The following is a 10,569-nucleotide window of genomic DNA, read 5'->3' on the forward strand; positions in this document are numbered from 1 at the left end:
GTGCTTCTCGATTCCTGACCGGCTCGGGCGGGCCGGTCTCACACGGGCGGCGGCGCGGGCCGGCCGGGCAGTCGGACGGTGACCCGCAGGCCACCGGCCGGGCGGGCGGCGAGGTCGAGCGTCCCGTCGTGGGCGCGGACCACGCTGTGCACGATGGCCAGGCCGAGTCCGGCACCCGCGTGCTCGTCGGTGCGCACCCGCTCGGCCCCGCGCTGGAACGGCTCGGTGAGGGTCGGCACCAGCTCCGGCGGCACCTGCGATCCCGTGTTCTCCACGGTCAGCTCGCTCGTGTCGCCGTGCTGCGCGGTGCGGACGGTGACGGTGCCGCCCGTCGGGAGGTTGTGCACGACCGCGTTCTGCACGAGGTTCGTCACCATCCGCAGCAGGAGCTCCGGCGATCCGTCGGTCCAGGCGGCCTGGCCGGTGACGTCGAGCGCAGCGCCGCGCCGCTCGGCGAGCGGGAGCAGGGTCTCGGCGGCCTCCTCGGCGACGAGCGACAGGTCGACGCGCTCGCGGACCACGTGGCCGCGGTCGCTGCGGCTGAGCAGCAGGAGGGCCTCGGTGAGATCGATCGCGCGGGTGTTGACCCGCTGGAGCCGGGCGAGGACCTCGTCGCGGTCCTGCCCGGGGTCGCGGCGGGCCACGTCGAGCAGGGCCTGGGACACGGCGAGCGGCGTGCGCAGTTCGTGCGACGCGTTCGCGGCGAACCGCCGCTGCTCGCCGACGTGCGACTCCAGCTGCCCGAGCATCGCGTCGAACGCGTCGGCCAGCTCGCGGAACTCGTCCTGGCGGCCGCTCATGCGGATCCGGGTGGACAGCGCCCCGGTGCCCGCGGTGCGCGCCGCGTCGGTGATGCGATGCAGCGGTGCGAGCATCCGTCCGGCCAGGATCCAGCCGCCGACCAGGCCGAACACGAGCAGGCAGAGCATCGCCAGGGCGGCACGGGGGAAGAAGATCCGGACCAGGAGGTAGCGGTTGGGCGAGATCCCGAGCAGCCCCTGGTCCTTGTCCGGGACGTAGCGGAGCAGGTACAGCCACACGAGAGCGAGCAGGAGGGCGCCCGCGACCGCGAGGAAGGCCGCGTAGCTGAGGGTGAGCTTCATCCGGGCGCTGAGCCCGGGGCGCCTATCCATCGGCGTCCTCACCCGCGGCGCCCGTGTCGATGCGGTAGCCGACGCCGGGCACCGTGGCGATGACCCAGGGGGTGCCGAGCCGCTTGCGCAGGGCGGAGACGGTGATGCGCACGGCGTTGGTCAGCGGGTCGGCGTTCTCGTCCCAGGCCCGTTCGAGCAGGTCCTCGGCGCTGACGACACCGCCCTCGGCAGCGACGAGGACCTCGAGCACCGCGAACTGCTTGCGGGTGAGCGCGACGTACCGCCCGTCGCGGAAGACCTCCCGGCGGAACGGGTCGAGGCGCAGGCCGGCGATCTCGCGCACCGGCGGCCGGGAGTGGGCCCGTCTGCGGTCGAGCGCGCGCAGCCGCAGCACCAGCTCGCGCAGCTCGAACGGCTTGGTGAGGTAGTCGTCGGCGCCGAGCGCGAACCCGGACGCCTTGTCGTCGATGCGGTCGGCGGCGGTGAGCATGAGGATCGGGATGCCGCTGCCGGAGGCGACGATGCGCCGGGCGACCTCGTCGCCCGACGGACCGGGGATGTCCCGGTCGAGGACGGCGAGGTCGTAGCTGTTGACGTCGAGCAGCTCCAGGGCGGTGTCGCCGTCGCCCGCGATGTCGGCGGCGATCGCCTCGAGCCGCAGCCCGTCCCGGACCGCCTCGGCCAGGTAGGGCTCGTCCTCCACGATCAGTACGCGCATGCCCGCAGCCTAAGCAGCGGTGCATATCGCCACCGTATGCACACGCCCTGCACGCGCCCCGGACGGCACCGGGTCAGTCGCGGCGGCGGCCCGCCATGAGCAGCAGGTAGACGACGGACGAGGCGGCGAGTCCGACCGCCCAGCCGTAGTCGGCCAGCGGTTTCAGGAACGGGATAAGGCCGTCGACCGGGAACGGGCCCGCCTTGTCGCCCTTCGCGTCGAGCGTGGAGTAGGAGCCGCCGACCGCGAGCACCCCGCCGGTCACGAAGGCGGCGACGGCCCGCCAGTTCCAGCCGCCCGTGTACCAGTACCGGCCGCCGGCGACGTAAAGGTCCGCGAGGTGCAGCACGGTGCGCCGGATCACCCAGTAGTCGGCGATGAGGATGCCCGCGACCGTGCCGAGGAGGCCGCCGACGACGCCGAGCCAGGTGAAGATGTACAGCTCCGGGGTGGAGGTGAGCTTCCACGGCATGACGAGCACGCCGATGACGCCGGTGATGATCGCGCCGGCGCGGAACCCGATGCGCTTGGGCGCGAGGTTGGCGAGGTCGTAGGCCGGCGAGACGACGTTGGCGGCGATGTTCGTGGAGACCGTCGCGACGAAGACGGTGACCAGGGCGAAGAGCAGTCCGAAGACGTTGTCCGTCTTGCCGGCGAGGGCGACGGGGTCCCAGACCGCGACGCCGTAGACCTTCTCGGAGCCGGCCGTGACCAGTACGGACAGCAGGGCGAACAGCGTCATCGTGGTGGGCAGGCCGAGGGTCTGGCCGAGGACCTGGGCGCGCTGTCCCCGGCCGAACCGGGTGAAGTCGGGGATGTTCAGGGACAGCGTCGCCCAGAAGCCGATCATGCCCATGAGGCCCGGGAAGAAGACCTTCCAGAAGTCCGGGCCCCAGCCGACCCGGGACGGCTCGTGCAGCAGCGGACCGAAGCCGCCCGCCTTGTTCGCGATCCAGAAGAGGAGCACGAAGGCGCCGACGAGGACGAAGGGCGCCGCCCAGTTCTCGAAGCGGCGCAGGGTGTCCATGCCCCGGTAGATGATGGCGAGTTCGATCACCCAGAAGACGACGAAGCACAGCCACAGGGTCCACGGGTAGCCGCCGACCTCGGAGGCGCCGGCCCAGCCGCCGAAGATCTTGCCGAGGAGGACGAAGATGCCCTGGCCGCCGATCCAGGTCTGGATGCCGAACCAGCAGCAGGCGACGGCCGCCCGCACCAGGGCGGGCAGGTTCGCGCCGCGGATGCCGAAACCGGCCCGTGCGAGGACCGGGAAGGGTATGCCGTACTTGGGTCCGGCGTGACCGGTGAGCAGCATCGGCAGCAGCACGATGACGTTGGCGAGGGCGATCGTGAGGACCGCCTGCTTCCAGTCCATGCCGAGCGCGACAAGGCCGGAGGCGAGCGTCCAGGAGGGGATGCAGTGCGCCATGCCGATCCACAGGGCCACGAAGTTGTAGGTGGTCCAGCGGCGCTCGGCGAGGGGGACGGGGCGCAGATCGTCGTTGGCGTAGCGGCTGCCGGCCGGGTACGCGTCGGCGGTCAGCTCGACCGCGGGGGCGGAGGGTGGCGGTGGCGGGACGGTGTCGGTCATGCGCAGTCCGTTCACTGGCGGGCCGCGCCGGGGCGGGGCCCTGGGAGGACGGGGATCCGGGACGGCCGCGGGGCGGCCGTCGACTGCCGTGCCTGGTGCGGGAACGGTCACGAGGTCACCGCCGGGATCACCTCCCGGCCGTAGAGATCGATCACCGTCTCCTTCGCGTCGTGCATGGCGTACACCGCGAACTGGTCGACGCCGAGCGCGCGCAGCGCGTTCAGCTTCTCGATGTGCGCGGACGGCGGGCCGATCAGGCAGAAGCTGTCGACGATCTCGTCGGGGACGAACGCGGTGTCCGGGTTGTCGGTGCGGCCGTGGTGGGCGTAGTCGTAGCCCTCGCGGGCCTTGATGTAGTCGGTCAGGGCGTCGGGCACCATGCCGGAGTGGGCACCGTACCTGGCCACGAGGTCGGCGACGTGGTTGCCGACCATGCCGCCGAACCAGCGGCACTGTTCGCGGGCGTGGGCGAGCGCGGCCGGCGAGTCGTCCTCGGTGACGTAGGCGGGGGCGGCGACGCAGATCTTCACGTCGGAGGGCGAGCGGCCCGCCGCGACGGCCGCGTCCCGCACCGCCTTGACCATCCACTCCGTCAGGAACAGGTCGGCGAGCTGGAGGATGAAGCCGTCGGCCTCCTCACCGGCCATCCTGAGGGCCTTGGGCCCGTACGCGGCCATCCAGACCGGCACCTCGGCGCCCTCGCGCACCCACGGGAAGCGCACGGTGGTGCCGCCGAGGTCGGCCTCGTCGCCGCGGCCGAGGGCGCGGATGACGCCCATGGCCTCGCTGATCCGGGCGAGGGTGTTGGGCTTGCGGCCCGCGACGCGCATCGCGGAGTCGCCGCGGCCGATGCCGCACACGGTGCGGTTGCCGTACATGTCGTTGAGGGTGGCGAACGTGGAGGCGGTGACCTCCCAGGTGCGGGTGCCGGGGTTGGTGACCATCGGGCCGACGGTCAGCCGCCGCGTCTCGGCGAGGATGCGGCTGTAGATGACGAACGGCTCCTGCCACAGCACGCACGAGTCGAAGGTCCAGCCGTGGGTGAAGCCGGCGCCCTCGGCGCGCTGCATCAGCTCGACGACCGCGGAGGCCGGCGGGTCGGTCTGCAGGACGAGTCCGAAGTCCATGTGGGATCCCTAGCTCTTGCTGTCCGGGTACTCAGTTCAGGTACTGGGAGATGCCGCGCGGGGTGTACGCGCCGTGTCCGGCCCGGCCGGTGAACTCCCGCTCGGTGATGACGAGTTCACCACGGGACAGGACGGTCTCGACCCGGCCGGTCAGCCGCCTGCCCTCGTACGCCGAGTAGTCGACGTTCATGTGGTGGGTGGCGGCGCTGACCGTCTGCTCGGCGTGCGGGTCGTAGACGACGAGGTCGGCGTCGGCGCCGGGCGCGATCGTGCCCTTCTTCGGGTAGAGGCCGAACATCCTGGCCGGGGCGGCGCACGCGATCTCGATCCAGCGGCGGCGGCTGATGTGCCCGTCGACGACGGCCTGGTGGAGCAGGTCCATGCGGTTCTCGACGCCGGGCATGCCGTTGGGGATCTTCGAGAAGTCGCCGCGGCCGAGCTCCTTCTGGCCGGTGAAGCAGAAGGGGCAGTGGTCGGTGGAGACGACCTGGAGGTCGTTCGTGCGCAGGCCGCGCCACAGGGCGGCCTGGTGCTCCTTGGGCCGCAGGGGCGTGGAGCAGACGTACTTGGCACCCTCGAAGTCCGGCTCGGCCAGGTTGTCGGTGGACAGGAACAGGTACTGCGGGCAGGTCTCGCCGAAGACCGGCAGGCCCTCGTCACGGGCGCGGGCGATCTCCCCCAGCGCCTCCTGGGCGGAGACGTGGACGACGTAGAGCGGGGCACCGGCGACCTGGGCGAGCTTGATGGCCCGGTGCGTGGCCTCGGCCTCCAGGAGCGCCTTGCGGACCTCGCCGTGGACGCGGGGGTCGGTCTCGCCGCGGGCCAGGGCCTGTTCGACGAGGACGTCGATCGCGATGCCGTTCTCGGCGTGCATCATGATGAGGCCGCCGTTCTCGCCGGCCCGCTGCATGGCGCGCAGGATCTGCCCGTCGTCGGAGTAGAAGACGCCCGGGTAGGCCATGAACTGCTTGAAGGAGGTCACGCCCTCCGCGACGAGCAGGTCCATCTCCTTGAGGGTGTCGTCGCCGACGTCGGACACGATCATGTGGAAGCCGTAGTCGATCGCGCACTGCCCGTCGGCCTTGGCGTACCAGGCGTCGAGGCCCTCGCGCAGGCTGCGGCCGACGGACTGGATGGCGAAGTCGACGACGGTGGTCGTGCCGCCCCAGGCGGCGGCGCGGGTGCCCGTCTCGAAGGTGTCGGAGGCGAACGTGCCGCCGAACGGCATCTCCATGTGGGTGTGCGCGTCGACGCCGCCCGGGATGACGTACTTCTGGCTCGCGTCGATGACGCGCGCGTCCGTCCAGGACGCGGCGGTGTCGCTGCCGGTCGCCGCGAGAGCGACGACGCGGCCGTCCTCGATCAGGACGTCGGCGTGCATCTCGTCGGCGGCGGTGACGACGAGTCCGCCGCGGACGACGGTACGGACGGCGCTCATGCTCTCCTCCAGAAGTGCGGCAGGTGTGCGGACTTACGGGCGGGTCAGGGGCTCGTACGCCTGCGGGGCGCGGTCGCGGTAGAACTGCCAGCGGTCGCGGACCTCGCGGAGCTTGGCCAGGTCGAGGTCGCGGACGACGAGTTCGGGCGCCTTGTCGTCGGCGACCTCGCCGACGAACTGCCCCTCGGGGTCGGCGAAGTACGACGTCCCGTAGAAGTCGTTGTCGCCGTAGCTCTCCACGCCGACGCGGTTGATGGCGCCGACGAAGTACTCGTTGGCGACGGCGGCGGCCGGCTGCTCCAGCTGCCACAGGTAGCGGGACAGGCCGCGGCTGGTCGCGGAGGAGTTGAAGACGATCTGGGCGCCTTCGAGGCCGAGCGCGCGCCAGCCCTCGGGGAAGTGCCGGTCGTAGCAGATGTAGACCCCGACCTTGCCGACGGCCGTGTCGAAGACGGGCCAGCCGGAGTTCCCCGGGCGGAAGTAGAACTTCTCCCAGAATCCCTTCACCTGCGGGATGTGGGTCTTGCGGTACTTGCCGAGGTAGCTGCCGTCGGCGTCGATCACGGCGGCCGTGTTGTAGAGGACGCCGGGCTGCTCCTCCTCGTACATGGGCAGGACGAGGACGATGTGGTGCTCGCGGGCCAGCTCCTGGAAGCGGCGCACGATCGGGCCGTCGGGGATCGCCTCGGCGTAGGCGTAGAAGGCCGGGTCCTGCACCTGGCAGAAGTAGGGGCCGTAGAACAGCTCCTGGAAGCACAGGACCTGGGCGCCCTGGGCGGCGGCGTCGCGCACGGCCTGCTCGTGCACCTCGATCATGGATTCCTTGTCGCCGGTCCATGCGGTCTGGAAGATCGCGGCGCGGATCACGGGGCTCAACGGGACCTCCTGCGGGGGCGGCGAACCGAAGTCTCGGGTGTGCCCCAGACGATAGGAACCGCGGCCCCCTGCGCCGAGATGCACCGTGTCACGACCGCCGCCCGATGCCGTTCCACCGTGTCACTCCCCGCTCTGCGCGTCGTGCGCGAGCAGGGCGATGTGGACGGACGCGGCGTCCTCGAAGTCGTCGAGGTCGACGCCGAGCAGCGCCTCGATCGCCTCGATGCGGCGGTACAGGGCGGGCCGGCTCATGTGGTGGAGCTGCGCGGTACGGGACTTGTTGCGGCCGGTGGCGAGGTAGGTGCGCAGGACGGGCAGCAGCGTCCCGCACTCCTCGGCGCCGAGGAGTCCGTCCAGCTCGCGTTCGGCGAAGGACTGCACGCGCGGGTCGTCGCGCAGCATCCGCACGAGGCCGCGCAGCCGTACGTCGCCGAGGCGCACGACGGGCGGCAGATCGGGCGGCGCCCCGGCCACCGCGTCGCACACGTGCAGGGCCTCGCGCAGCCCCTCGGGCACGTCGTCCCAGACGGGCCCCGCGGGTCCGGCGGCCACGACGGGGGCGGCCCCGGTCTCGGCGCGCAGCCGGGCGGCGAAGTGCGCGGTGAGCTGCTCGGCCGACTGGTCGTGGGCGAGGCTGAGCAGGACGGCGGTGGTCTGCGCGGTGAGCTCGGCGACGAGGGCGGACAGGCCGAGCAGCCGCAGGACGCGGTCGAGCCGGGCCGGGTCGGTGGCGCGTACGACGAGCGGGACGAAGGTGCGGCGGTTGACGGGGAGTCCGGCGGCGCGGGCGCGGGGCAGCAGCCGGGCGGCGGGCACGGCCCCGGAGACGAGGTCGTCGAGCAGGCGGCGGGCGGACTGCTCCTCCCAGCTGACGGTGGCGCCGGACAGGAGGTGGTGCAGGACGAGGGCCTCGGCGGCGCGGTCGGCGAGCAGTCGGCCCCAGGCGCCGTCACCGCGGTGGCCGCACAGGACGACGGAGCCCCAGCGTTCGCCGCGGCCGCCGAGTTCGGCCCGGACCCAGCCGTCGCCGTCGACGCCGCCGGGGCGGCGGGCGATGCGGTCCCAGTCGCGCAGGACGTCGTCGACGGCGGGGCGTTCGCCCGCGGTGGCGAGGACCCGGTGGGCGAGGTTGGTGACGACGACGGGGCAGGCGCTGTGCGCGGCGATCTCGTCGAGGAGGCGCTGCAACGGGGCGCCGGAGGTGATGAGCGCGGTCAGTGCGGTGCGGATGCCCTCGGAGAGGCTGACCGCGGCGTACTTGCGCCGCACGAGCCGGGACTGGACCTCCTCGGTGAGCTCGGCGAACGGGAAGGGCCGGTGCAGGACGACCATGGGCAGGCCGCAGCGCTCGGCGGCCCGGCACATGTCGGGCGGCGGGGACGGGAAGGCGCGGCCGAGTCCGAGGACGAGGGCGGCGGCCTCGGCCCGGTCGAGGGAGTCGATGTAGGCGGTCCGGCCGCGGGAGTCACCGGCGAGGAGCACGCCGGTGGTGAGGACCATCTCCCCGCCGCTGAGCATGACACCCACGTCGGCCGCCTCGGCGACGTGCACCCAGCGCACGGGCCGGTCCAGGTGCCGGGCGGCGGCGACCACCTCGGGCTCTCCGGCGGCGATCCGCTCCAGGGCGAGTATCTGCCGCACGGACAGGGCGTGTTCGGGGATCGTCGCGGCGGTCATCGCGGCGGCCCGTCACCGGCGTTCCGCAGCGCCCGCTCCAGGATCGCCGCGCCCTGTTCGGCCTCGGCCACCGTGAGGGTGAGCGGCGGGGCGACGCGCAGGACGCTGGTGCTGTGCCCGCCGCCCTTGCCGATGAGCAGTCCTTCGGCACGGCAGGACTCCAGGACAGCGGAGGCGGCCTCGGGGTTCGCCGTGTCGGTGCCGGGAGTGACCAGCTCGACGCCGATCATCAGGCCCCGGCCGCGCACCTCGCGAACGCAGGGGTTGGTCGCCGCGATCGCGCGCAGGCGCTCGATCAGCAGGCCGCCGACCCGGCGGGCGTTGCCCTGGAGGTCGTGCTCGAGGAGGTAGGAGAGGTTGGCGAGTCCGGCGGCCATGGTGACCGGGCTGCCGCCGAAGGTGGAGATGGAGTGGGCGTCGAGGCTGTTCATGACGTCGGCGCGCGCCACCACCCCGCCGATGGACATGCCGTTGCCGATGCCCTTGGCGAAGGTCAGCAGGTCGGGCGGGCCCGCGTCGGCGTGCGCCTGCCAGCCCCAGAAGTGTTCGCCGGTGCGGCCCCAGCCGGTCTGCACCTCGTCGGAGATCCACAGGATGCCCTGCTCGGCGAGGACATCGCGGAAGCGGGCGTAGAGGCCGTCGGGCGGGGAGGTGAAGCCGCCGACGCCCTGGATCGGTTCGGCGATGAGGGCGGCCACGTCGCCGCGGGTCTGGCCGAGCATGTCGCGCAGGTCCGCGACGCACGCCTCGGTGAACGCGGCGTCGGACAGGTGGGCGTAGGGCCCTCGGGTGCGGACGCCGCCGTGCACGTACAGGGTCTGGAGCGGGGAGAGGCTGGTGGGCGACCAGCCGCGGTTGCCGGTGATGCCGATCGCGGAGAAGGAGCGGCCGTGGTAGCTGTTGCGCATCGCCAGGATCTGGCCGGAGCGGCGGTGGGCGGTGGCGAGCAGCAGGGCGGTGTCGTTGGCCTCGGTGCCGGAGGTCGTGAAGAAGACGCGCGCGTCGGGGATGCCGGACAACTGGGCGACGCGCTCGGCGAGTTCGATCATCGGCCGGTTGAGGTAGAGCGTCGAGGAGTGGACGATGCGGGCGGCCTGGTCGGCGACCGCCTTGGTGACCTCGGGCAGGGCGTGCGCGGTCATCGTGGTGAGGATGCCGCCGAAGAAGTCGAGGTAGCGGTTGCCGTCGGCGTCCCAGACGTGCCGGCCCTCGCCGTGGGTGAGCTCGAGGGGGCGGTCGTAGTAGAGGGCGAGCCAGTCGGGCAGGACCGCGCGGTGGCGTGCGTGGAGGTCAGGGGTCATCACGGCTGCGGCGTCCCTTCGTCGGTCACGGCTGAGCGGAGTGCGGGGCGTGCGGGGCGTGCTGAGGCGTGCGGGGCGTGCTGAGGCGGCGGGTGCGCGGGTGCGGATTCCGCGGAGCGGGAGGCGGCCGGGCTGCCGGGGCGGCCGGGAGGTCAGGGGCGGACGAGGCCCTCGTAGGCGTCGGGGCGGCGGTCCCGGTAGAAGGCCCACTGCTGCCGCACCTCGTCGATGACGTCCAGGTCCAGGTCGCGCACGAGGAGTTCCTCGTCCTTGTCGCTCGCGGCGTCGCCGACGAGCCGGCCTCGCGGGTCGGCGAAGTACGAGGTGCCGTAGAAGTCGTCGTCGCCGTAACTCTCGATGCCGACACGGTTGATGGCCGCGACGTAGTAGGCGTTGGCGACGGCGGCCGCGGGCTGTTCCAGCTGCCACAGGTGGGCGGACAGGCCCCGGCTGGTGGCCGACGGGTTGTACACGATCTGCGCGCCGTTCAGGCCCAACTGCCGCCAGCCCTCGGGGAAGTGGCGGTCGTAGCAGATGTAGACGCCGACCCGGCCGACGGCCGTGTCGAAGACCGGCCAGCCCAGGTTCCCCGGCCGGAAGTAGTACTTCTCCCAGAAGCCGGGCAGCTGCGGGATGTGGTGCTTGCGGTACTTGCCGAGGTAGCTGCCGTCGGCGTCGACGACCGCCGCGGTGTTGTAGAAGAAGCCCGGCCCCGCGGACTCGAAGACGGCCGCGACCATGACGTGA

At 72.5% G+C, this 10,569-nt stretch carries 9 protein-coding genes; all 9 read right to left on the bottom strand.

The genetic code is table 11. From position 1 onward, the window contains the following. Positions 1-38 precede the first annotated feature (38 nt). A complete protein-coding gene (locus tag GTW43_RS14115) occupies positions 39-1,133 on the bottom strand; it encodes a HAMP domain-containing sensor histidine kinase (protein ID WP_161302079.1) in 1,095 nt (364 codons plus the stop codon). Beyond that, positions 1,126-1,812: a response regulator transcription factor gene (locus GTW43_RS14120; RefSeq protein WP_161302081.1), complete on the bottom strand. Its 687-nt coding sequence runs from the start codon at positions 1,810-1,812 to the stop codon at positions 1,126-1,128. Before GTW43_RS14120 ends, GTW43_RS14115 begins: the two co-directional genes overlap by 8 nt. Positions 1,813-1,885: 73 nt before the next feature. Beyond that, the gene (locus tag GTW43_RS14125) at positions 1,886-3,403 is read right to left on the bottom strand and encodes an NCS1 family nucleobase:cation symporter-1 (RefSeq protein WP_161302084.1); all 1,518 of its coding nucleotides are present in this window, start codon (positions 3,401-3,403) and stop codon (positions 1,886-1,888) included. 107 nt (positions 3,404-3,510) lie between these two features. After that, positions 3,511-4,530: a TIGR03842 family LLM class F420-dependent oxidoreductase gene (locus GTW43_RS14130; RefSeq protein WP_161302085.1), complete on the bottom strand. Its 1,020-nt coding sequence runs from the start codon at positions 4,528-4,530 to the stop codon at positions 3,511-3,513. A gap of 31 nt (positions 4,531-4,561) precedes the next feature. Beyond that, positions 4,562-5,968 carry a dihydropyrimidinase gene (gene hydA / locus GTW43_RS14135; RefSeq protein ID WP_161302087.1) on the bottom strand — a complete coding sequence of 469 codons (1,407 nt, stop codon included), beginning with the start codon at positions 5,966-5,968 and terminating at the stop codon, positions 4,562-4,564. A gap of 33 nt (positions 5,969-6,001) precedes the next feature. Continuing rightward, a complete protein-coding gene (locus GTW43_RS14140) occupies positions 6,002-6,844 on the bottom strand; it encodes a nitrilase-related carbon-nitrogen hydrolase (protein ID WP_161302089.1) in 843 nt (280 codons plus the stop codon). A 120-nt stretch (positions 6,845-6,964) separates the two neighbouring features. Further along, positions 6,965-8,521: a PucR family transcriptional regulator gene (locus GTW43_RS14145; protein WP_161302091.1), complete on the bottom strand. Its 1,557-nt coding sequence runs from the start codon at positions 8,519-8,521 to the stop codon at positions 6,965-6,967. Continuing rightward, the gene (locus tag GTW43_RS14150; RefSeq protein WP_161302093.1) at positions 8,518-9,822 is read right to left on the bottom strand and encodes an aspartate aminotransferase family protein; all 1,305 of its coding nucleotides are present in this window, start codon (positions 9,820-9,822) and stop codon (positions 8,518-8,520) included. The genes GTW43_RS14145 and GTW43_RS14150 overlap by 4 nt, the downstream gene beginning before the upstream one ends. 152 nt (positions 9,823-9,974) lie before the next feature. Beyond that, positions 9,975-10,569 (bottom strand): nitrilase-related carbon-nitrogen hydrolase (locus tag GTW43_RS14155; RefSeq protein WP_161302095.1); only part of this gene is annotated, 595 nt, incomplete at its 5' end.

The organism is Streptomyces sp. SID5785 (assembly GCF_009870065.1).
GTDB lineage: Bacteria > Actinomycetota > Actinomycetes > Streptomycetales > Streptomycetaceae > Streptomyces.